This is a genomic window from Tolypothrix sp. FACHB-123 (genome assembly GCF_014697075.1).
GTDB lineage: Bacteria > Cyanobacteriota > Cyanobacteriia > Cyanobacteriales > Nostocaceae > Aulosira.
Genome location: NZ_JACJRE010000007.1, coordinates 142,566 through 166,368 on the forward strand (window position 1 = coordinate 142,566; position 23,803 = coordinate 166,368).

Below are 23,803 nucleotides of genomic sequence, written 5' to 3' on the forward strand. Positions count from 1 at the left end.
TCACCAGTTTTGGCAAAACCTAACTTGAAAATAGGGGCTAGGGGCTAGGTAAGAGAGATTTTCATGTTTGGTTGTGGGTTTTTCCCATGCGGGACTAACTTGAAAAATAGGGCTAGGAAGTGTGGGATTTAAAACTATGCAACTAAAAACGATGTACTCATGCGGCGGGATTTAGACTTGCGCAAAAATTTTGTCGTATCTTCTGCTGATAAGGGGCGACTAAACAGGTAACCTTGCATTAACTGACAATCGAGAAGTTGTAACAAATTGCGTTGTGCTTCAGTTTCTACTCCTTCAGCCACAACTGCAAGTTTCAATCCATGCGCTAAGCGAATTATGGCAGTTGTAATCGCTGCATCATGATTATCATGGGATAAATCGCGAACAAAAGACTTGTCAATTTTTAAACAATGAATGGGGAAATTTTTGAGGTAACTTAAAGAACAATAGCCCGTACCAAAATCATCAATAGATATGGAAACCCCTAAATTATATAATTCACTCAAAATTTTTCTTGTAAATTCCATATTTTGCATAGCAACACTTTCCGTTATTTCTAACTCTAAGCACTGGTGTTTTAATTTGGTCTCTGCTAAGATTTGCGACACTATATTCACTAAATTATGTTGCTGAAATTGTCTAGCAGATAAGTTAACTGCTACTGAAAGTGATGGTAAATTTAGCTGTTCTTGCCAAAGTTTAGTTTGGGCACAGGCAGTTTTTAAAACCCACTCGCCAATAGGTAAAATTAATCCAGTTTCTTCAGCGATGGGAATAAATTTTTCCGGCGAAATTATACCTAATTCTAAGTGATGCCAACGCAGTAACGCTTCAACTTTTATAATTTTACCTGTAGAAATATTGACTTGTGGTTGGTAGTAAATTTCAAATTCTTGCCGATCTAAGGCAGAGTGTAAGCTATTTTCTAAGATGAATAATTCAGAAGAACCAGAATTAATCTCTGAGTGATAAAACTGATAGTTATTGCGTCCTTGAGACTTGACAATATATAGTGCTGCATCAGCATTTTTAATCAGAGTTTCTGCATCTTTTCCATGCATAGGATAGATAGCTATACCAATACTAGGGCTGATATGCAATTGGTAGTTTTCTATATCAAATACTGGTTTAAAAGCTGCCAGGATACGGTCTTGGATTTGGGCAACTTCTGTAGTATCTTTGATATCTGGTAAAATTAATGTGAATTCATCTCCACCCCAGCGAGCAAGGGTGTCAGTATCTCGCAGACATGTTGTGAGGCGTTGAGCAACACTTTGCAATAATCTATCGCCGACACCATGACTAAGTGTATCGTTGATAGTTTTAAATCGGTCTAAGTCTAAAAAACATACAGCTAGGTTACTATTACTTTGTTGCGCCTGTGCTAAGGCTTGAGAAAGGCGTTCGTTGAATAATACTCGATTAGGTAGATTGGTTAATAAGTCATGCAATGCTTGATGGCGGATTTTGGCTTCTGCTAATTTGTGAGCGGTGATATCGCGAAAACTCCAGACTCTACCAACGATTTCGCCACCTATGCATTGTGGTTGAGAATAGCGCTCGAATACCCTACCATCTTTAAATGCGATCGCATCATAAATTTGTCTATCTGGGTTTAAATGTAATTCTCTAATAGTAGCAATATACTGTCTTGGCGCTTCTAGCTGTTGAATAGCTAATCTGAGCGCTTTGGTATAATTCCCAGAAGCGATAAGCGACTCCGGTATGCACCACATCTGGAGGAACTTTTGATTAAAACCTGCAACTGTACCTTGGCTATCTACTACTAAAATCCCATCGGCGGTGGATTCTAAAGTCGCACATTGTAACGAAAGAGATTTTTCCAGTTCTGTTTGGATGCGCTTGCGTTCAGCAATTTCTTTATGTAATTCCGCAGTACGTTCTTGAAATACATTTTCTAACTGAGAAGCACAATTTTGAATTTTTAGCATCACTGTCTGTAGCTCATTATCTGCTGATTCACTTTCCCAGCAGAATTTTTTTGGCTCAGAATTTGATGGATTTTTGATTTTAGGTAGTAAGTAATTTGCTAAATATACAGCAAATAATTTTGCTCCTAAGCAGGTAAATAAACCAACCATCACGATAATCATGGTAGTCTCTGCTATGGTACACAGGTTATTTTTTATTTTTACTAATACTCTTGTGATTTGCATAATCAATCACCTGACTTAATATATAGCCAATATGGCTTTCTCAGTATGTAATTATTTTAAGTATTTTTTATACTTATATTTCATTTCCTTATATTTTACAGATTCATTGAAATTACCCGCTTACCAAGTTTTTTAGTATTAGTGCCTGTGTGACACATGTCACAGATATTTTGTTACTTGACTAGAAGCTCTATACAGAATGTCGTTATGGCTTTCTACTAAAAATAATTATCTAGAGGTCTAATTCAGAAAATAGGCAGTCACAGCTATAAATATTGATTTACCACTTTCCTTTGTTAAGTGGATGATTTTTAAGAATCTGACTCATGACTATTTATCCAATAAAAGTGTTTTTACTAATTGTTAGTTAGCGCACAATAAAATATTATATTATTCCCTCCAAATTTCTTAATTGTAAAAGAAATTAACTTATAGCCAAATCTCTCTAACATTAAATAAAGCTTTGATCCGCAATCGCTGAATACTTAATATAATTCACTTAATTTTAGATATTTTTTACAAAACTTAATATTTCTTTTAGATAGATTGTAAAACATATTTTTTCCACTTCTACCCTAGCTATAACATTAATTTTATTTTTTAAAATTACAGCCTTTTAGGAATAGGCAGTTTCTAGAAGCTTGAACAAGAATATTGAGGATTTACAATCATACTGATAATGGTTAAAAACAGGTAATTCTTCAAAAAAGCAAAGAAAATAAAACAAGGTATACAGATTTTTTTCTCCATATCAAATATGAGTGTAATTCCCGTTGCCTCTTTGATCTTCAGAAGATAAACAAATCAATATAAAATTTCACGTTCATCGAAATAGGCTTGTAATGACTGGTAATTAAGCTTGAAGTACTATACAAATCTGTAATCTTCGTAGAGGTATAGCTGTTGACTGTTGAACGCTAGTTGCTACCCTGCGGGAACGCCTCCGGCGAACAAGTCGGGAAACCCGCCCAACGCACTGGCTCCTGTTGACAGACTTGAAAGGCTTTTATTGTCAGGGTTTTATGTTATCTGGCTAGGGCTACATAACATCTCAATGACAATCCCAAAAATTCTCTCCCATACTCGCTATCACAAGCCCTAATATTTTCAAACCCCAAAAGCCTTCAGGTTGAAGCTTGAGCTTATAAAAACAAAGCCCACTTACGTGGGCTAAAACGCCAATTTATTGTATGTGTAGCAGCACCAGGAGGTGACTGTGACTTTAAAAACACGCCCTAGCCCTCATGAAAAAGCAGATGCTTCGCCGCAAAGTCGTATCCTGATTTTTCCCCAGAACTTTCGGCTTAAATTAACAACCGTACTTGTGAACCTTGTTGATTTTTATTAACTTCAATCCTGGCTTGAAAAGCTTCTTTGAGGTGAGGCATATGGGTTACAGTCAGAATGCAAGCAAAATCAGCGGCGATCGCATTAATCGCTGCAATCAAGCGATCGCATCCTTCGGCGTCTTGAGTACCAAAACCTTCATCAACAATCAACAATTGCAACGCCGCACCCGCCCTCTGCGCCAACAATTTGGCTAAGGCGAGGCGAATGGCAAAGTTAATTCTAAAGGCTTCCCCGCCAGAATAGGTTTCGTAAGCCCTCGTACCTCTGGCATCGGCAATTAAAATGTCTAGAGTATCGATTAACTTGGCATTCTTCTTAGTAGATTTACTACTTTTCCCGGCTTTTTGGGTAATAAATTGTACGTGTAACTGATTGGCGCTAAGACGAGAAAGTAGTTGATTTGTCTCCGCTTCTAACTGCGGCAACACGTTTTCTATCATCAGTGCTTGGATACCATTTTTACCAAATGCCTGGGCTAATTCCTGATACACCCGCTGTTGCTGCTTGGTGGCTTGTAATTGCTGCTGCTGTTGTTGGTACTGGTTTTGCATGGTTTCCAGTTGCGCAGCTAACTGTTCTAATCGCCCTAATTTGGCGATTTGCTCGTCGAGTTGGCGTCTGCGTGCTTGCAACTGCTGCTCTAAAGCTTGAATTTGCGCCGTGGGGTTAGCAGTTTCTGCCAACTGTTGTTGAATACTATCGATTTGGCTGGCTAAGGTTTGCCTTTCCGCCAATCTGGCAGTTTTGGCAGCGGCTAATTCTTGCGATCGCATTTGCAGTTGGGGGTACTGCTGCTGGGCTGACAACATTTGTTGATGGCGCAATTGCCAAGGTTGATTTTGCCGCACAGCCAGACGCAATTGATTGTGCTGCTCGGAACTGTAACCGAGTTCTGTAATATGGCGATCGAGGGCGGCGATTTCTCTGGCGCAGTCAGAATCAGTGTGTTCTTGCTGAATTCTCTGTTTTAATTGGGCAATATTGGCTTCTAACTCTGGCTTTCTCGCTGCTAACTGAGTTTGGCGCTTGATTGCATCTTTAATCTGCTGAAGTTTAATTTCTGCCCAGCGCCAGCGCTCAACTTCACTCCGCGCTAGGGCATGATCTTGCTCATTGTAATTAAGTTGTTGCAGATATTGGTCTAATTGCCTGAGTTCTGCTTGTTTATCGGGGGCGTAATCGCCTAATTGTAGCGATCGCTCTAAATGTTGTCTTTCTGCGGCAATTTGTTGCAATTGTTGTTGCACATCGCTAGTTGCTTCGAGTTGGGCGGCTAACTGTCCCCTCTGTTCCCGTAATGTATCATAAGTTGCTAACTGTTGCGATATATCACGGTATTCTTGCCGCAGCACTTGAATCTCTCTGTCCGACACAGCCATCTGTTCCCGGACTACCCAAAATTGACCCTGTGTATCTTTTAATTCTTCCTCCGTCTTCTCAATTACCCGGTTCCAGTGATGCTCATCTAAAGGACGTTCGCACAAAGGACAAAGTGCATTGGGATTTTGCAGCATTTGCAGCTTCTGCTCTAATTCTCCCAGGAGTTTTTCATAATCTCGTTGATGTGCTTGCAATCTCTCAATAAAATGTCGTCTTTCTTGCCCTTTTTCTTGGACTCGTTGCAAATAAACCCGCTTTTTCTCCAATTCTTCAATTTGAATTGCCACATCCATTACAGCTTGTTGCAGTTGGGGTTGGCGGTGTTGCTGGCGCTGGAGTTGATTTTCTGTAGTTGTTAGCTGTTCTAGGCGCGCTACCAAACCTGCATGAAATCTATCAATTTGGCTTTGTAAAGTGGCGCGTTGTTGGATTAAAGGAGCCACTTGCATCTGCAATTGATCAAGATGGGCTACCCGTTGACGCGCGGCGGTGAGTTGGGCTAAACCTGCTTCCACATCGCCCGATTTTGTCAGGGTTTGCTGAATTTCCCGTTCTTGTTGCTGTAAAGCTTCCAATTGAGCTTCGGCTTGTTGCAGTTGGCGTTCAATGTCTTGAATTTGTTTACTTAGCTGCTGCTGCTTTTGTTGGCGGGTTTGTTGAGCGCGGGTATATGCTTCAAATTTCGTCGCAAAAGCTTCTTCTTGGGATTGCAGATGTTGATAGTGAAGATATCCGGCTTGAATCTCGCCTTCTTGGCTTAAAATCTTTTCTAAATCGGCAATTTGACTTTTAACGGCTAACTGCTCTTGTTGTAGGCGATCGCAATCTTGAGTGAGATTTTGATATTGTTGTCTTACAAAACTCAGCTGTTCAACTTTCGTTTGTCGTTGGTGCTGTACCACTTGCAAACTTTGTAATTGAATTGTTTCAAAGGCTTGTACCTGTTGCAGTTGGTTGAGTTCTGCTTCTAACTGTGTTCTTTGCGCTTCAGTACTTTCTCGCTGTTGGAGTTGAATCTTCATCGATTCTAAAGAACGTTCCAATTCCTCCGCTCTAGCTTTCAACTGGCGAGATGATTCTTTGGCTCTTTCTTCCAAATCATCATATTGATTGAGTTTTAATAACTCTGCTAAAATTTCCTTGCGTTCCGTCGGACGCTTAAGCATGAATTCATCCGCCCGACCTTGACGCAGGTAAGCAGAATTAATAAAAGTATCGTAATCGAGCTTAATATGTTCTAAAATCACATCTTGGGTTGCCCTTACACCTTTACCAGTCAAGGGACGAAAACCAGAAGGTGTTTCGATTTGAAATTCTAAAACGCTGCTACCATTGCGTATACGAGTGCGAATGACTCGGTATTTTTGCTGATTACTTAAAAAAGTAAAATCAACCCGAACTTCTTTAGAGCCTGTATGAATCACATCATCTTCAGCAGCGGCGCGGCTTTCACCCCAAATTGCCCAAGTGATAGCTTCCAAAAGGGAAGATTTACCCGCACCATTGGAACCACAAATACAAGCTGTATGCAAGCCACGAAAATCTAAAGTTGCCTCACGGTAACTGAGGAAATTTTTAAGAATTAGTTGTATTGGGATCATTGAGGCTATTGGGCCACATTAACTTTTAATGATTAACAGTAAAGATGTACTTCTTGTTAGTTTAGCTATCTACTTATCAGTATTCTAGTCTTGAAGACTTCCATTTTACAAAAATTAACAATGCAATTAACCAATTTTTTTTCTAAGGTCAATGATTTTTGTCAAACTCAAAGAAAAATTGCTAGTCGGGAAGGTTGAGATTTTTGATAGTTAACTTCTTCATCTGTTAAACAAATAGGTTGCTAACTGAGAATTTTCTTCCCTTGTCGCGTCTGGGGAAAGAGGCGAAAGTTGTGCCAATCGAGCCAGCAAAATCCAATAAACTTATACTGGAGCCGCTAAAATCGAGTAAATGCAAATATACTAACTGTAAATTCGGTTTACTTTAGCAGCAGCGGTGAAAGTTGGCTAAAGTATTTTATTTCTATCATAGAAAAATTAAAATTTCTCCTATTCACACCCAAATTTTGCCAGTTTGTCAACTGGATTCATGGCAGATCTAGAATAAATTCCGCCCCAAGATTTTGTTTCCAGAAGAGAGTCAGTAGTCAATAAGCTATGCTGCTTTTACGTTACACAATTTATCGTGAGGGCTGTTGACAGTTGACATATAAATCACACAGCAAGATGAGAAGAATTCTTCTTTCCATGCCCAATGCCCAATACTTCTCTGCGAGACGCTACGCGTAGCTTGCTTCCCGTAGGGTACGACTTCGCTCAGTACAAGTGCCCAATGCCCAATGCCCAATGCCCCATACCCCATACCTTCATATTCTCTGCATCAAAAATTTGGCAAATCTACTGTTGGAATTACGGTACTGAGAAGGGCATGATGACAGTAACGGTTTAATAAATTCTTAACAATCTTGCCAGAATGTTGATATCTACCACTGCTTTGACAGCAGCCGATCTGGAGTCAGCAATTGTGCGTAACCCACTGATAGTTTCGCCAGATACATCTGTGAGCGCAGCGATCGCTCAGATGAGTGGGATTCGAGCGATGTGTTCTTCTTCTAGAGAAGCCGATACAGAAATTGCTGTCGTACACCAGGAAGCACGCTCGAGCTGTGTACTGATAGTGGAAAATCATCAGTTATTAGGGATTTTTACAGAAAGAGATGTGGTGCGCCTGAGTTGTCAAAAGCGATCGCTAGAGCAGCTACCAATTCGGGAGGTAATGACACATCCAGTAATTACTTGGCAAGAATCTGCTTTTAGCAATCTGTTTGTCACAGTTAATTTGCTCCAGCAGTATCAAATCCGCCACTTACCGTTGCTGAACGAGCAAAAGCAAATTGTTGGGCTATTAACTCATGAAAGTTTGCGACAATTATCACGCCCCATAGACTTGCTACAACTACGCCAGGTGAATGATGTCATGTCATCCCAAGTAATTTGTGCGGCTCCCGATGTTTCCATGCTGGCGATTACCCGCTTGATGGCAGAAAATCAGGTAAGTTCAGTGGTGATTGTCGCAGAAGAATCTCTCCGTTTACCAATAGGGATTGTCACAGAGCGCGATATTGTGCAATTTCAAGCCTTAGAACTAGATTTTGAACTGCTGCAAGCTCAAGATGTCATGAGTACCCCAGTGTTTTCAGTTATTCCGGAGGAATCTCTGTTAGCTGTACAGCAGATCATGCAGCAATATTTAGTTAAAAGGGTAGTCGTAGTTGGTAAGCAAGGAGAATTATTAGGAATTGTCACTCAGACGAGTATTCTCAAAGTCCTTAATCCTTTAGAGCTAAATTATTTAGTTGAAGTCTTAGAAAATCGGGTATTGCGATTAGAAGCCGAGAAATTAGAACTCCTACAAAATCGTAACGCCGAATTAGAAAAGCAAGTTCAAGAGCGTACAGCCGTACTCAAAGCCAAAGCCGAACGCGAACAGTTAATTGCTACTATTGCAACGCAAATTCGTTCTTCCCTCAACCTACAGGATATTCTGCAAACCACAGTTAATAAAGTGCGATCGCTCTTAAAATGCGATCGCGCCGCTATTTGGCAATTCCAACCCGATTGGAAACTCTTAGTAGTAGCCGAATCCGTCGCCAATGGTTGTAATTCTCTGATTGGTAGAGAAATTTATGATGCTTGTTACACGCCAACTTGGTTAACTAGTGATCGCAAAGAACGGGCGCGCGTTGTCGAAGATATCTACACCACACCGATGAGTGATTGTCACCGCCAGTTACTCAAATCATTGCAAACGCGGGCAAAAATTTTGGTACCTATTATCGAAGGTGAAAATTTATGGGGATTGCTGAATGTCGTTGAGAGTGAAGCCCATCGCCAGTGGGAAGCTGAAGAAATCACACTCATTCAACAACTTTCGACTCAAGTTGCGATCGCGATTCAGCAAGCTACTGCTTACCAGCAATTGCAAACAGAATTAGGCGAACGAAAACGAACAGAAGCCCATCTCAGGCAAAGCGAACAACGCTATATTTCTTTAGCTGCTGCTGCACCCGTCGGTATTTTTCGCACCGATGCTCAAGGTAATTGTCTTTATGTTAACGAACGCTGGTGTCAAATTACTGGATTAACTGCCGAAGAAGCAATCGCGACTGGGTGGGTAAAAAGACTGCATCCCCACGATCGCCAAAAAGTCGCTAGTGAGTGGTATGCTGCTATCCAAGAACATCGTCCCTTCCAGCTAGAGTATCGATTTCAAAAGCCTGATGGTAAAGTCACTTGGGTATTTGGACAAGCTGTTGCTGAATTAGAAACAGCCGAAAAAATCACAGGATATGTTGGCACAATCACCGATATTAGCGATCGCAAACATGCAGAAGAACAACTAATCTATAATGCCCTCCATGATGCCCTCACAGACTTACCCAACCGTAATATGCTCATGGAACGGTTAGAATTAGCCATTAACCGCGCCCAGCGAGTAGAAAATTATCATTTTGCGGTTTTGTTTCTCGATATGGATCGGTTCAAAATCATCAATGATAGTTTGGGGCATTTAGCAGGCGATCGCTTACTCACAATCATTGCCCAGAAACTTAAATCTAAAATTCGGGCAATGGATTTAGCTACGCGCTTAGGTGGTGATGAATTTGTCATCTTACTAGAAAATCTCGAAGGAATTGAAGAAGCAATTATTGTTGCTGAGCGGATATTAACCGAGTTTCAGTCCCCATTAATTCTCAATGGCTATGAATTTTTAATTACTACCAGCATTGGTATTGTTTTAGGCACAAATAATTACCATCAAGCTTCCGATTTGCTGCGCGATTCAGATATTGCTATGTATCAAGCTAAAGCCCAAGGTAAAAGCTGCTATAAAATCTTTGATGCGCAAATGCACACCAAAGCACTAATCAGACTAAATTTAGAAAATGAATTTTGTAAGGCTTTAGAACGCAAAGACTTTATAGTTTACTACCAACCGATTTTTGATATCAATAGCGATCGCTTAATCGGTTTTGAAGCCTTAGTCCGCTGGCAACATCCTATTTGGGGATTTGTTCCTCCCGCAGAATTTATTCCTATAGCTGAAGAAACAGGTTTGATTGTTCCTTTAGATAACTGGGTACTTTACACCGCTTGTCAACAACTAGCAACCTGGCAAAATCATTGCACAAATCTATTTCCTCTGAAGATGAATGTGAATTTATCTGTTACCGATTTGCGTAAAGCTTCTTTAGTTAAAGATGTAGAACTGATTCTTGCAGAAACTGGTTTAGACGGTAGTTGTTTAAATTTAGAAATTACTGAGAGTATGCTGATTGAAAATATCAATGAAACACTCACAGTTTTAGAACAATTAAAGGCACTAGGCATTCAAATTAGTATTGATGATTTTGGTACTGGATACTCATCGTTAAATTATCTGCATCGCTTACCTGCTGATGCTTTGAAAATCGATCGTTCGTTTATCAATCAAATGCAAGAGGGTAGCCGGAATTATCAACTTGTCAAAACTATTATCACTCTCAGTAATCAACTCGGATTAGCAGTTGTAGCAGAAGGAATTGAAACCCAACAACAATTGCAATGGTTGCAGGAACTCGGCTGTGAATTTGGTCAAGGTTACTTATTCTCCCCTGCTCTATCTGCCCAGAAAATTGAAGCATTATTTATTAATAAATGTTGTAATACCATTGTTTATCAATTTCAGTAATATTGGTTAATACAAATTTGACAAAAGAATGCGATAGATAGTAGGGGCAAGGCATTGCCTTGCCCTCTATAATATATGTGTAGCTTCAGTCCTTATTTGAGGGCTAAAGTCCTCACTACAAATATTTAATTATTTCAAATCTTTAATTATTTCCGCCGTTCTACTTTACTTTCCTAAACCACTCAACAATCCCATCTGCTAATGCTTTCGCTTTCTTTTTCTGTGCTTCTTGGTTGACTATCTGCTCAAATTCATCGGGGTTACTCATAAAACCTAACTCCAGCAACACCGATGGCGCACTATAGGGACGTGTCAGCGCCAAGTTATTCCAAAATACGCCAAAAGAAGGTCTACCTAAATTTTTTACTAGCCGATTTTGCAACAATACAGCCAAACTTTGTGCTTGAGGATGATACCAAGAGCTACTTACACCTTTGGTATTTTCGGCATCGCCATCATCAGGTAAAAAGCGATAATGAAAAGTAAGAGCGATCGCAGGTTCTTCTTGTTCAATCATTTTCTGACGTTCTCCCAGTGATAACTCCTGATCCTCTTGTCTTGTCATGACTACCGTTGCGCCCCGCTTGATCAACTCATCCCGCAATAATTTTGTCACCTGCAAATTTAAGTCTTTAGCTAACACACCATTAGGCCCCGCAGCACCCGATTCTTGTCCCCCTTGTCCTGGATTGAGTAAAATCTTGATTCCCGATAATGGCTGTTGTTGCTTTTTGGCAATTTTTGGTGGATGACGCAAACTTAAAACTAAGCTGGTATTTTTGTATATAAGCTTATATCCCCATTGCTGCTTATTTTTGAGGTGAAAGGTATATTGCACTGTTTTTGGGGCAATTTGCTGCCAATCTAGGCGAGAAATTACAGGGTTATCATCTAGGCGAATAATGTCTGTTTGGGCATTAGTGTTATGCAGAGTGAGGGTAAAAGTTCCATCACCTTGGGTAACGCTGACAGGTACGGGTATTTGCAGGGGAAAAATTATCTCCGTTGCTGTGGATAATTGCCGTGATGTGACGCTGCGAATAACTGAACTAGTGGCAACTGTACCCGCCAGCAGCCGCGTTTCTTGGCTATTAATCCAGCCGCCGTAGTCAAGACGAAACCAATCACCTTCTTTCGCCGTCACTGCTGCCACAACGCCTTTTGGTAGCGGTGTCAGCCGCGAATAATCTGTACTAGGCCCAGTGCGGGCTACAGCAGTTTCGGCTGTAACTTCCACCATAGGTAATTTATGTGGTGTTAAGGTTTGCACCTTGCCAGAACTAGGCTGAGTTAGGGTTTTACCATTGAATGTGAGTTGAAATTCTGGTTGTTGCCAATCACCACCTGTCTGCAATTTTCTACATCCCCGATACTTACCGGGAGTCAATTCTGGGACAGGCTGATTTTTGTTGATGAAGATAGCCGAATTGCTGGGTAGAGAAATCTGTTGTGGTTGCGGTAATAAATCAACAGTTTGCTTGCCAATATTCACCGCTACCTTAGCATTTACAGGAGCGAACCCTTCGGGAAGCTTCGCTAACGCACTAAAACAAATTTCTTCTGTGGGTAGGCGGGAGATATCAACAGCAGGAGTCAGAGAATTTGGGGCAAAAGCTAATCCCTGTGGTATTTCTGCTTGATTCGCCAACCTTGTCACCCGCAGCAGCAATTCTTGGTTTTGGTAACGCACAGTAAACAAATTCTCTCCCAACTTTAAGGGAAAACTAGGCGCAAAATGACCAGCTTGACTGCGCTTAATGGGTTGACCGTTAATTAAAACTTGTCCATTAGGTGGTGCGCTACCCAGTAAGAAAATTTTATCTGTCTTCGTTTGGTGATTGGTTGGCGGATACACCAGCTTGATTGTATTTTCTTGTCCCCAAGCTACCCTGGCAGTGATGAGAGAAGTGAAGGCGATTAATTTGATGAATGATTGCATGAGAGTTGTACCAATTCAAAATTCAAAATTAAGAATTCTATTTGCCCCATGCCCCATGCCCATCACCTAGACTTAAACCACTCAACAATCCCATTAGCTAAAGCTTTCGCCATCTTTTTCTGTTCTTGGGGGTTGACTATTTCCTCAAATTCTTCGGGGTTACTCATAAAACCCAATTCCAACAATACCGCAGGCGCAGCCGTGGGGCGTGTTAGGGCGAGGTTATTCCAAAAAACACCATAGGAAGGTTTTTTCAAATTTTTGACTATGTAATTGTGCAAAAATAGTGCTAAACTGTGTGATTGGGTGTTATACCAAAACGTCCCAAATCCCTTGGTTTTCTCCGCATCACCGTTATCGGGTAGGGAGTTGTAGTGAATCGAAAGAGCGATCGCAGGTTCTTCTTTACTAATAATTTGTTGCCGTTCGACTAAAGACACATCGCGATCGTCCTCCCTGGTTAACACCACCGTTGCGCCTAGCTTCACCAACTCATCGCGCAACAACTTGGAGACTACCAAGTTGACATCTTTTTCTAAATAGCCAGTTGGGCCACTGGCACCTGATTCTTTGCCCCCATGTCCGGGATCGAGTAAAATCTTGACACCGGATAAAGGTTTGCGTGTTTTTTCTCTAAATGCAGGTGGATGACGCAAAGTTAAAACTAAGCTCGTACCTTCATATCTCAACTTGTATCCCCACTGTTGAGAGTTTTTGAGATTAAAGGTGTATTGTACTTGTCCGGGCGCTACCTGTTGCCAATCTAGGCGAGAAATTAGGGAACTATCATCCGTGCGAACAATATCTGTTTGGGCGGTTGTATTGTAAAGAGTGAGGGTGAAATTGCGATCGCCCTGTTTTACACTCACAGGTACGGCAACTTCTAGGGGAAAGACAACCTCTGTCGCACTAGGAAGTTTTCGATAACCAACACTGCGAATGATTGTGTTTGGTGAATTTGCACTTGGTAAAACTTGGGTTTCTTTACTATTAATCCAAGCGCCATAATCCAGGCGTAACCATTCACCTTCTTTACCAGTGACTGTGGTTGTTGTTCCTTTGGGGAGTGGTGTCAGTCTTGAATAGTCAGTACTAGGGCCAGTCCGCGCTACGCCTGAGTCGGCTGTAATTTCCACAACAGGTAATTGTGAGGGTGAGAGAATTTGAATTTTTCCAGTACCCGACTGCGTTACAGTCTCACCATTCATTGTCAGCCTAAATTCTGGTGTACCCAAATCGATATTTTTACCGGAATCTGGAATTACAGCACCGGAAATAATATTGTTACCGTCAACTGTCGTGCGACTGGAAATTGGGGAATCAGGTTGTTGGGCTATAGTGCAACCCTCATACCTTCCTGCGATAGACTGGTTAGCAGGTTGATTTTTCCCCGTTAAGGCTGCCAAATTACTTGGTAGTTGTGCCTTGATGGGTTGGGGTGCAAGAACAACAGTTTGATTGGCTAGAGTGACAGATACGCTGGCGTTAGGCGGTGCGATCGCGCTAAAACAAATTAATTCCCCCGGTAGTCTGGCGATGTCGGCTACTGGCGTTAACGAATCTTTGGCGAAGGCTAAACCCTGTGGTAGCTGAGGCTGAGTGCTAAGTCTAGTCACCTTAATCTGAAGTTCGCGATTTTGGTGACGAACAGTAAACAAATTATCTCCCAGCTGCAAGGGAAAGCTTGGTGCAAAATGACCAGCCTTGCTCCGGTTCACTGGCTTACCATTAAATAACACTTGGCCATTTGCTGGTGCAGTACCTAGAAAGAAGATTTTTTCCGCAGTTGTTTGGTGGTTTGTTTGGGGAAAGACAACTACAAAAGATGAATCTGCCAACGCTATGGGGGAGGTGACGACAAGGCTTAATAATACTAGTCCTACGAGTTTTTTCACAGCAAGATCACAGAAGATTTCACAATAGTTACTGTGGCACAATGACCACAAAAGGATGAAGCTTGAGGCTTAAAAATGAAGGTTAAAGCATGTTGGTGGAAATTTCATACTTTACACTTCACAGTTCATACTTCATACTTCATACTTCAGATGACGGATGTATTTTTAGAAGTGGCCGGAAATTCAAATTAGTATGACTAAGTTTATTTTTGTAACTGGGGGCGTAGTTTCCAGTATCGGCAAAGGAATTGTAGCAGCAAGTCTGGGGCGATTGCTCAAATCGCGCAATTATTCTGTGTCGATTCTTAAACTAGACCCTTATCTGAATGTCGATCCTGGTACCATGAGTCCCTTTCAACATGGGGAAGTTTTTGTTACCCAAGACGGCGCAGAAACAGATTTGGATTTGGGGCATTATGAACGCTTCACCGATACTTCAATGTCACGCCTGAACAGCGTTACCACTGGCTCAATTTACCAAGCTGTAATTAATAGAGAACGACGCGGTGATTATAATGGTGGGACTGTACAGGTCATTCCCCACATTACTAATGAAATTAAAGGCCGCATACTAAAAGTAGCCCAAAATACAAATCCAGATGTGGTAATTACAGAGATTGGCGGTACGGTAGGTGATATTGAATCCCTGCCGTTTTTAGAAGCAATTCGCCAGTTTCGGAAGGAAGTAGGGCGACAGAATGTGCTGTATATGCATGTGACTTTGTTACCTTGGATTGCATCAGCCGGGGAAATGAAAACCAAGCCAACACAGCATTCTGTCAAGGAACTCAGATCCATTGGCATTCAACCAGATATTTTAGTTTGCCGTTGCGATCGCCCGCTACCGGTAGGCTTAAAACGCAAATTATCCGAATTTTGCGATGTTGCTGAAGAATGTGTCATCACTTCCCAAGATGCCAAGAGTATCTATGAAGTCCCCTTGATGCTAGAACGGGAAGGTATGGCCGAGCAAGTCTTAGATTTGCTGCAAATGGAACAACGCCACCCAGACTTAGTACAGTGGCAAAATCTTGTCCAGCATTTACACAGCCCCAAACACGACATCGAAATTGCTATTGTCGGTAAATACGTGCGCTTGGGCGATGCTTATATTTCTGTAGTTGAAGCCTTACAACACGCCGCTATTTCTACTCATGGGCGCTTGCGTCTGCGGTGGGTAAATTCTGAAGATTTAGAAAATGCACCAGCAGAAAGCCAACTAGAAGGCGTTGATGGTGTTCTTGTACCCGGCGGTTTTGGTGTTCGGGGTGTCGATGGGAAGATTGCGGCAATTAAATATGCCCGCGATCGCCAAATTCCCTTCTTAGGTTTATGCTTGGGAATGCAATGTTCTGTCATTGAATGGGCGAGAAACGTTGAAGGCTTAAAAGATGCCAATAGTGCCGAATTTAACCCCTATACCAGTGCCCCAGTCATTAACTTATTACCAGATCAGCATGATGTTGTCGATTTAGGCGGCACAATGCGCTTGGGAGTATATCCTTGTCACGTACTTCCCAATACCTTGGCGTTCAAACTCTATCAAGAAGATGTGATTTATGAACGTCATCGCCATCGCTATGAATTTAACAATTATTACCGCAGCCTGTTGTTAGAGTCAGGTTACGTGATTAGCGGTACTTCCCCCGATGGGCGCTTAGTAGAAATAGTCGAATTACCCAAGCACCCATTCTTTTTAGCTTGTCAATTCCACCCAGAATTTCAATCGCGTCCTAGCAATCCTCACCCATTATTCCAAGGATTCATTCAAGCTGCGATCGCTCATTCTATTCCCCCTTTGGTACAACAGCACTAATCTAGCCCGGCTGAATGCGAAATTATGGTCAAAGCCGATAGCTGAGGATTGTTATCCGTGTTATAAACCCATGAACGTTACTCTAAATGTCTGAAATTGTCTGAATCTGAACCTACAGAGTATGGCATCTTTATTCCCACCGTGCTGTACTAGTGTAAGCTGACAACAGTAAACTAAAATTCACAATTAACAGCAGCTGATTTGCGATTTGAATTGTGAATTTTTTTAAAGAGTGACATCACGGGTACTTGAGGAGATGTTGTGGCGTACTGGGTGAAAATCCTTTACGAAAGGAAAAAATATGTGGTCAATTTTGACCGTATTAACGCCTTTTGTTATGAACAAAATGGCAGAGTTACCTTTTGGCTACCAGACTCTGCTATTCCGATAGTGATTAACCCACAAAGTAATCCCCGAGACTATGAGAAGATTTTGAAGTATATAGAACATGTGACAGGCTTAGAAGTCGAAGATACCCATTGGGTAAAAATAATTTATGAAAATAGTGAATATGTAATTAATCTCAACTGCATCAGTTCTTTTTGCCAAGAGACTAATGGACGGATCACTTTTTGGCTGCCTGATGGTACTATTCCCATCATCATCAACCCCGTGAGTAATCCAGAATCTTATCAAAAAGTTTTGCAATACGTTCAGAAGGCGACGGGGTATTCTTTGTCTTAAGGCAGAAGGCAGAAGGCAGAAGGCAGACAAGGAGGACAAGGGAAGGGGGATGATTTATCAATGCCCAATGCCCCATGCCCAATGCCCCATGCCCCATACATTTGGTATACATTGGAAAGGGCTGTGTCTTATAACAGGCTACTAGGCGTCCACGCTTTAATAGAGCATGACAATAACCCTTCTCAACAATCGGTATCAAGTTATTCAGGTACTCGGTGCTGGTGGTTTTGGCGAAACCTTCCTGGCAGAGGACACTCACATGCCTTCTCGCCGTCGCTGTGTGATTAAACAACTCAAACCCATCAGTAATGACCCGCAAACTTACCAATTGATTCAACAGCGCTTTGAAAGAGAAGCTGCAACTCTAGAATATTTGGGTAAAAGTAGCGACCAAGTACCGGAACTCTATGCCTATTTTTCGGAACATGGGCAATTTTATTTGGTTCAAGAATGGATTCAAGGACAGACTTTAAGAGATGTGATCCAGACTCAGGGAAAGTTAAACGAAACATCTGTTCGAGAAATCCTCTTAAGTCTTTTGTCTGTCTTAGAGTATATTCATAGCAAAGGTATTATCCACCGGGATATCAAGCCCGATAATATTATTATTCGCTCGGCTGATGGCAAGCCAGTGTTGATTGATTTTGGCGCTGTCAAAGAAACTATTCGTTCAGTAGTGAGTTCTCCGGGATTACCTGCGCAATCGCTGGTAATTGGGACGCCGGAGTATATGCCCAGCGAACAAGCCTTAGGTCGTCCAGTCTATGGTACTGATATTTATAGCTTAGGCTTAACGGCAATTTATTTGCTGACGGGTAAATCACCCCAAGAAATAGAAACTGACCAGCAAAATGGGGAAATTCTCTGGCATAATTACGCCCCAAATGTTTCTCCTGGTTTAGTAAAAGTACTTAATCAGGCAATTAAACCCCATGCTAGCGATCGCTACACCACAGCTAGTAAAATGCTCTATGATTTGGAGTCTGCTAGTTATATCGTCCCGCCTCAAGCTACCTCAGCGCGGACACAGAGTTTATCAACTAACCAAACTCAGCCTTTATATTCCCCCCAATATCCTCCGCAACAACGCCAAGTAATTCCGACACCAGTTTGGCAAAAGCCTGCGGTGATTTTTAGTGGTTTAGCCGTTGGTGGATTGTTAATTGGGGTATTATTTTCCAACCTTAGCCGCCAACCAGCAGCAGACACGCCAGTTGTCACTAATACTACTCCTTCCCCAGAACCTTCAGCTATTAATACTGAACCAACTGATAGTCCTATTGATGACCAAGTTTCACCAACTGCATCACAATCACCTGTAGCAGAAATTCCCGCACCAACTTCTACTTTTGCACCTCAAGCTAACCCCAATGTAGAAACTAATCCTCCAGTTACATCTACATTGCCACAGCAGCAAGCACCTGTTACAACTGATACTCCTGCGCCAGTGGCGACATTAGCACCACAGCCAAATACCCAAAATCAGCCGCCTGTAGTACTGACACCAGAAGTCCGTTCTACACCAGAAAATAATACTCAGCAACCGAAATCAGTTACTAATAACGTCAGACAAAGAGTTCCCGCATTTCCTACAGGGACATCCAGAAGCACAGTGGAAGCTACTCTTGGTAAGCCAGCTAGAGATTTAAGAGGACTGTGGCGAAATACGCGGGCTGTTACCTATAAAATAGTACCTAATCAAATTGATGTTGGTTATTTATTTGATCGCAATACTGGCGCATTACGACAAACTGAAGCAGCTTTTGCCCAATCAGTAGACCCGCAAGTGATGGAAAATACTTTAGATGGCTTGTTAGGCGGTCAAGCTAATGAAGAGATTAGACAGGGATTAAGACAAATACAGCAGCGTCAATCTGATAATTTCAAATTTTCTAAAGGTGGTGTCAAAGGTCAGATTGTCCGCCAAAACTGTGATTTTATTTATATCAGTATTTGGGATGCGGATTTACATGATTTTGTGAATCCTGCTGACGCTAAACAGTGTAGTTAATCTCAAATGGGATAGTAAGGAGGACAAGGAGGACAAGGGAGAAATAAATCTTTCCCCTAGCCCCTATTCAAAGACGAAGGATTGCAGATATTAGCATCGGGCTAAGATTAGACTTAAGTCCATAGCGATCGCCTGAGAACAAAGCCTAAAATTCTTTAGGGAATAATACTAAACACTTAGAATTAGGGCTAAACCTCTTTGAGGTAGGAAGGGCGAGATGAGCGATGTCCACCGCCAAGACAGTCGGCGTCTGCGGAGCAAATTAGGAAGTCAAAAAGCGGATACATCGGGTTTTTCTCGTCCGTCGCTAGTTTCACCCAATACTCCCACTTTGGCGAATCCCACAGCAGGTTTTGTCTCGCCAAAAGTGACTGAGGAATCAACTGATAGTCAACAAGCTCCCTCAAGCGATCGCGAATTATCATCATTAGAAAGTATTCCCGAAAAGCCGCCCAGTCACGATATTAGTCGTATATCTTTGCTGCGTCCCCAAGCTAAATCAACTTTGGGAACAACAGAGGATAATGATTTGCCTTTCCATGAATTAACTGATGTCGTCCAGCGTCAACCTGTAACTAATCCTACATCAGACCAGGAAGAAAAAACAAAGTCGACTTCAGGGACAGAAAATTCTTCTCAGCAACCACAGCCAGCACCTATTCCTTCCCCAAAAAATGGGGATGTTTCAGGATTTACACCAAATAATAATGTAACTTCAAATACTTCAAATTCACAGGATAATTCTCCGGGATTGATGTCAGGGAATAACCAGTCATCAACTCAAAAGACACCAGACGAGCAAGTATCTCCTACTGACGCTAAGAGTGCGGATTTAGCCAATACGCCTGATAGTAGTGGTAATCCTGGAGTACCTGTAACAACTAATACCCCGATAACGGATGGCGGTGCTACTCCTTCACCTTCCCCAGATTCAGCTGCACCGACGCCCAGTAATAATACCAATGATGGCGGTGTTGGTAGTCCGGAGTACGGGCAATTTTTAACTCAAGCACAGTTGCACCGGAAAACTCTTGCGAATCATGCACAGACTAAAAAAGAAGCGATCGCTAAAGGTGCAGAGCAAGAAAAGCAAGGTATCAGCAAGCAAGTAGAGGTAGAAGCAACTCGCCTGAGTACTGCCTATGATAATGCGATCGCTCAAGTAAATACTGCGATCGCTAATTCCAAAACAGAAATTACCACGAATAGAGCAGCGAAAATCGCTAAAGTCAAGACTACCGCCCAAAGCGAACTCGATAACCTGACGAAAATCAATCAAGATAAACAAGCAGAAGTTAAGCGAGTGGCGGAACAAAAGGCTTTAAATATTGAAGCTTTTGGGGAAAGTGAAGCCAAACGCGCCCAAGACGGTAGCAAGATACGTGTGGACAAAGCTAACAAGCTCAAGGATAGTAAAATTGCGGAAGTCCAAGGTAAAGATAATGGTGCACAACTAGCAGCCGAAATTCAACAAGAAGCGGCGAAAGTCATTGCTAACTTTAATAAATCGGCTGGGGATTTGGCAGTGATGGCGCGTAGTCGTGCCACAGATGCAGCGAAAAAATTTAGACAAGAAGGGGAGGAAGCAGCCAGTAAATTCACTGAGCCAACTGAAAAAGCCAGCAAAGCTGTCATTGGTGCCCGTGACGAAGCAATTAAAGCCATTGAGAAGGCTGCCGCAGATTCGCTCACGGAACTGCAAGCAGACGCTAAAGCCGTGGTGAAAAACCTGCAAACAGAAAAGACCGAGAAATTGACCCAGGTGCGTGCTAATGCTGATTCGATAGCGGCGGGTGTAGACAGTGCCACCATAGACGCTGGTGCCAAAGTTGACGCCAAAACGACTGAGATTGATAACGAGGTGGTACGGTTCCAAGACAAAATCACAGAGGTGAAATGGGCTGGTAAGCAAATTGCAACGGCGGCGTTGGATTTACAGGTAGCCGTCGATCAGCACAACGGGGAGATAGACACCCTGACAAACAGCGTCATCACTGCCATTGGTAAAGGTATTAAAGATGCGATCGCTAATCTGGGTGATGCTATTACCAAGCAAATTGCTGAGGTGACTAAAGTCGGTAGTGAATTTGAAACCAAAGCCTCGGCGGCTAGCAGTAAAGTCGTCAGTGCAATGGAAGAACAGCGCACCGAAGGCGATGAAGAGATGAAAAAACCAGGTACAGACCTGGATAAACAGCTGCAACTAGCTGTACAAAGGGCGGGCGAAGGTTGGGAACGCAATTTAACTGAGGCGCGGAATGATATCAGCCACGGCGTTGACGATGGCTTGCGCCAACAAGATGATGCGATCGCGTCTTTCGATAGTGCGCTGGCGGGAATTGTCAGTAAAGCGGGTTCGTGGCTATCCAGTGTCGTTGACGCCATCAAGAATGTAGGTAGTTTCCTGGCTGGGGTAGTGGTAGGTGCTTTCTGGCACGTGATTGATTTCTTTGTCGCTTTATGGGATTTAATCAAGAAACCACTGTTTTGGATTGTGGTGGTGATTGTGGCGATCGTGATTGTTGTTGCCATTATCTATTTTGGCTGGGCAGCAGTTGCAGGTGCATTGGCGGCGATTGGTAAAGCTTTGTTGGTAATTGGCATCATCATCGGCGTTGGTCTTGCAATCTACTATATATATGTAGCTATTACCAAACCCGACCTCAGCCCCTATGAACGTGGTAAATATGTCGGTAAAGCTGTAGTTGAAGTGTTCCTCGCCTTCCTGGGTACTGGTGTTTGGGCACGTTTAACAGGTTGGATGGCGCGTGTGGCGCAGATTGCTAAAGTTTTGGATCTGGTTGGTGATTTGGTAAAAGCATCGCGGTTGCTGCGGCGTGTTAGCGATGTGGAAACGGTAATCAAGTTGCTGGAAAAAGCAAAAGATGCCGAAAAACTGTTGGAATTGCTGGATAAGGTAAAAGATGCGGAAGAAGCGCTGAAATTACTCGACAAGTCTACCGATATTGTAAGCTTGCTGAAGTTGCTAGAACTCGCCAAGAGTAGCGAGAAAGTCTTGCAACTGCTAGAAAAAGTCAACGATGCGAGTAAAGCAGTTCAATTGTTAGAAAAAGTCAAGAATATTGAAACTTTGCTTTCTATTCTTGGCAAGACAACTGATATTGAAAATCTTCTCAAGTTGCTTGATGCAGTTAAAGACGCCAATAAAGTGCTATCGCTGCTGGAGAAATCAACTGATATCCAAAACCTGCTCAAGCTGGTAGACGAAATTAAAGATGTCGAGAAGATACTCGCACTCCTAGATGAAATTAAGGATGCCAAGAAACTTCTAGAACTTTACGGTAAAGTCAAAGATGCCGATTTACTGTTGAAGCTAGCGAAAAAAGTCAAGGATACCCAAAAACTAGAGAAACTTCTCGAACAAGTAACTGATGCTGCTCAACTGGAACGTTTGTTAAATGCGGTAGAAGATGTAGCCGACTTAGAGAAGTTACTCAAGGATATGTCAGCAGCAGAAATCGAAAAATTTATCACCGATTTGAATGATGCTAATAAATTTAAGCTGATTGCCAAGAAATATGTCGGACAGGCGTTAAAGCATTACGGCCCCGACTTCTTCCGCGATTATAAAGGTGTGGACACTGATGCGATGAACCATTTACTCACTGTCAGCGTTTCCCAAACCAAAGGAATCACAGGCTGTCACGATGAAGCTATGTTCCTAGCGGAAATGGCAAAACAGCCTTCCGGTGTCAAAGCGCCCCCCGGTTCTGGTTTAGGGCCTGTGGGTACTCCCAGCGTCCACCCATCCGATCCTGGTGTCAAGAAGTACCCTTACCAAATGTGGGCGCAAGATGGTAAAGGTAGTCTAGTCAATCCACTTACACCAAAAGCCACCCAACTGGAAAAAACAACGATCAACGGGCTAGCCTCAAACCCAGCACCTTGGCAAGCTTCAGCTAACCAAGCCGCAGATCAGGCGATTAACTCGTTGACTTTCCCAACAGGAGATGGCAGCTTTACAGGTGTAGCCAGTAACGGCTTAGGATGGACAGGCTGGTTCCGTGGTAAAAAGATCCAAACTGTGTTTGTGAACTTTTAATATTTTTAATGAACCGCCAAGTACGCCAAGTACGCCAAGAGAAAAGTGCAAGTTGACAGAGAACGGGAATAAAGAGGTGCTGAGATGAATGGGCAAATTGATGATGCGGTAATCGACGCATTGACGGTGGAATGGGACGATCAAAATTCGCCACCAAAACCCTATATTGCCAATGTGCCTCCAGAAGCGCGGGTAATCCGTGATTTTCTCAACACGCCTTTCTGGGGAAACCGCATCCGGTTTATCTTCTCCGGTGTACTGGAACGCTCAGGGCGAATATCAGACGAAAGCGGCTTTTTGTTCCCGGAAGATTTGGAGCCTGGTGACGAACCTTTTGACGGTGTGCAAATGTTCGACCCCCTGGATACAATTACCTTGAGCGATGGTGCGTTTGACCGTTTGATGAGTCGCTATTTTCGTGTAGTCTTGGATCGTGCAGAATCGCTGAATTTGCCGATAACTCAGGAACCTTGGTGGGGTGCATTTGCCGACGCCACAGTGCAAATCGAACAGCGAACGAATTAGCAGAGGGGGCGAGATGGCGATCGCACTTTTAATCGGAGCATCCGAATTTTGCAAAATCATAGATAAGACTGATGCAAGAACCCTTTTAAACCCTCTTACCTTTGTGTCTACCCTGCGGGGACGACTTCGTCGAATGTGGCTCGTTGATTAAATCTCTCTGATAGGTGACAATCCCTGATTTCCATAAAACTATATAGGACTTACGCACACTCTAAGAATTCTTGGCGTTC

Annotated in this window: 11 protein-coding genes; 7 read left to right on the forward strand and 4 right to left on the reverse strand. The window is 42.5% G+C overall.

Features of this window, described 5'->3' with window-relative positions; all coding sequences use genetic code 11:
• Positions 1-134: 134 nt before the first annotated feature.
• Both H6G41_RS07370 and sbcC read right to left on the reverse strand, forming a co-directional pair.
• Entirely contained in the window at positions 135-2,114 is a 1,980-nt protein-coding gene (locus H6G41_RS07370; RefSeq protein WP_190745116.1) for a bifunctional diguanylate cyclase/phosphodiesterase, read from the reverse strand.
• 1,367 nt (positions 2,115-3,481) lie between these two features.
• A complete protein-coding gene (gene sbcC, locus H6G41_RS07375; protein ID WP_190745025.1) occupies positions 3,482-6,508 on the reverse strand; it encodes an exonuclease subunit SbcC in 3,027 nt (1,008 codons plus the stop codon).
• A 655-nt stretch (positions 6,509-7,163) separates the two neighbouring features.
• Here sbcC and H6G41_RS07380 point away from each other — a divergent pair.
• Complete coding sequence (locus H6G41_RS07380) at positions 7,164-7,358, forward strand: hypothetical protein (RefSeq protein ID WP_190745026.1); 195 nt, start codon at positions 7,164-7,166, stop codon at positions 7,356-7,358.
• Between the two features lie 24 nt (positions 7,359-7,382).
• A complete protein-coding gene (locus tag H6G41_RS07385) occupies positions 7,383-10,640 on the forward strand; it encodes an EAL domain-containing protein (RefSeq protein WP_190745028.1) in 3,258 nt (1,085 codons plus the stop codon).
• Between the two features lie 160 nt (positions 10,641-10,800).
• Here the strand turns inward: H6G41_RS07385 and H6G41_RS07390 are convergent, their stop codons facing one another.
• Both H6G41_RS07390 and H6G41_RS07395 read right to left on the reverse strand, forming a co-directional pair.
• Positions 10,801-12,579, reverse strand: coding sequence for an N-acetylmuramoyl-L-alanine amidase (locus H6G41_RS07390; protein ID WP_190745030.1), 1,779 nt, complete (start codon positions 12,577-12,579; stop codon positions 10,801-10,803).
• Between the two features lie 62 nt (positions 12,580-12,641).
• On the reverse strand, positions 12,642-14,474 hold the full coding sequence (locus H6G41_RS07395) for an N-acetylmuramoyl-L-alanine amidase (protein WP_190745032.1): 1,833 nt from the start codon (positions 14,472-14,474) through the stop codon (positions 12,642-12,644).
• A 193-nt stretch (positions 14,475-14,667) separates the two neighbouring features.
• Between H6G41_RS07395 and H6G41_RS07400 the strand changes: the two genes are divergently transcribed.
• The 5 genes from H6G41_RS07400 to H6G41_RS07420 all read left to right on the forward strand — a co-directional run bounded on the left by H6G41_RS07400 (position 14,668) and on the right by H6G41_RS07420 (position 23,573).
• Positions 14,668-16,290, forward strand: a complete 1,623-nt coding sequence (locus H6G41_RS07400; protein ID WP_190745034.1) for a CTP synthase — start codon at positions 14,668-14,670, stop codon at positions 16,288-16,290.
• Positions 16,291-16,551: 261 nt separating this feature from the next.
• Positions 16,552-16,974, forward strand: a complete 423-nt coding sequence (locus tag H6G41_RS07405; protein ID WP_190745036.1) for a hypothetical protein — start codon at positions 16,552-16,554, stop codon at positions 16,972-16,974.
• A 166-nt stretch (positions 16,975-17,140) separates the two neighbouring features.
• Positions 17,141-18,985 (forward strand): serine/threonine-protein kinase, encoded by a 1,845-nt coding sequence (locus H6G41_RS07410; RefSeq protein ID WP_190745038.1) that lies wholly within the window; start codon positions 17,141-17,143, stop codon positions 18,983-18,985.
• A 217-nt stretch (positions 18,986-19,202) separates the two neighbouring features.
• Positions 19,203-23,048, forward strand: coding sequence for a hypothetical protein (locus H6G41_RS07415; protein WP_190745039.1), 3,846 nt, complete (start codon positions 19,203-19,205; stop codon positions 23,046-23,048).
• An 84-nt stretch (positions 23,049-23,132) separates the two neighbouring features.
• Positions 23,133-23,573: a hypothetical protein gene (locus H6G41_RS07420; protein WP_190745041.1), complete on the forward strand. Its 441-nt coding sequence runs from the start codon at positions 23,133-23,135 to the stop codon at positions 23,571-23,573.
• Positions 23,574-23,803 lie beyond the last annotated feature (230 nt).

Bases quoted from the DNA above. Each gene is read 5' to 3' on its own strand.
- H6G41_RS07415 (WP_190745039.1), top strand. From the start codon at position 19,203: ATGAGCGATGTCCACCGCCAAGACAGTCGGCGTCTGCGGAGCAAATTA.
- H6G41_RS07385 (WP_190745028.1), top strand. From the start codon at position 7,383: ATGTTGATATCTACCACTGCTTTGACAGCAGCCGATCTGGAGTCAGCA.
- H6G41_RS07410 (WP_190745038.1), top strand. From the start codon at position 17,141: ATGACAATAACCCTTCTCAACAATCGGTATCAAGTTATTCAGGTACTC.
- H6G41_RS07400 (WP_190745034.1), top strand. From the start codon at position 14,668: ATGACTAAGTTTATTTTTGTAACTGGGGGCGTAGTTTCCAGTATCGGC.
- sbcC (WP_190745025.1), bottom strand. From the start codon at position 6,508: ATGATCCCAATACAACTAATTCTTAAAAATTTCCTCAGTTACCGTGAG.
- H6G41_RS07390 (WP_190745030.1), bottom strand. From the start codon at position 12,579: ATGCAATCATTCATCAAATTAATCGCCTTCACTTCTCTCATCACTGCC.
- H6G41_RS07420 (WP_190745041.1), top strand. From the start codon at position 23,133: ATGAATGGGCAAATTGATGATGCGGTAATCGACGCATTGACGGTGGAA.
- H6G41_RS07380 (WP_190745026.1), top strand. From the start codon at position 7,164: ATGCCCAATACTTCTCTGCGAGACGCTACGCGTAGCTTGCTTCCCGTA.
- H6G41_RS07370 (WP_190745116.1), bottom strand. From the start codon at position 2,114: ATGATTATCGTGATGGTTGGTTTATTTACCTGCTTAGGAGCAAAATTA.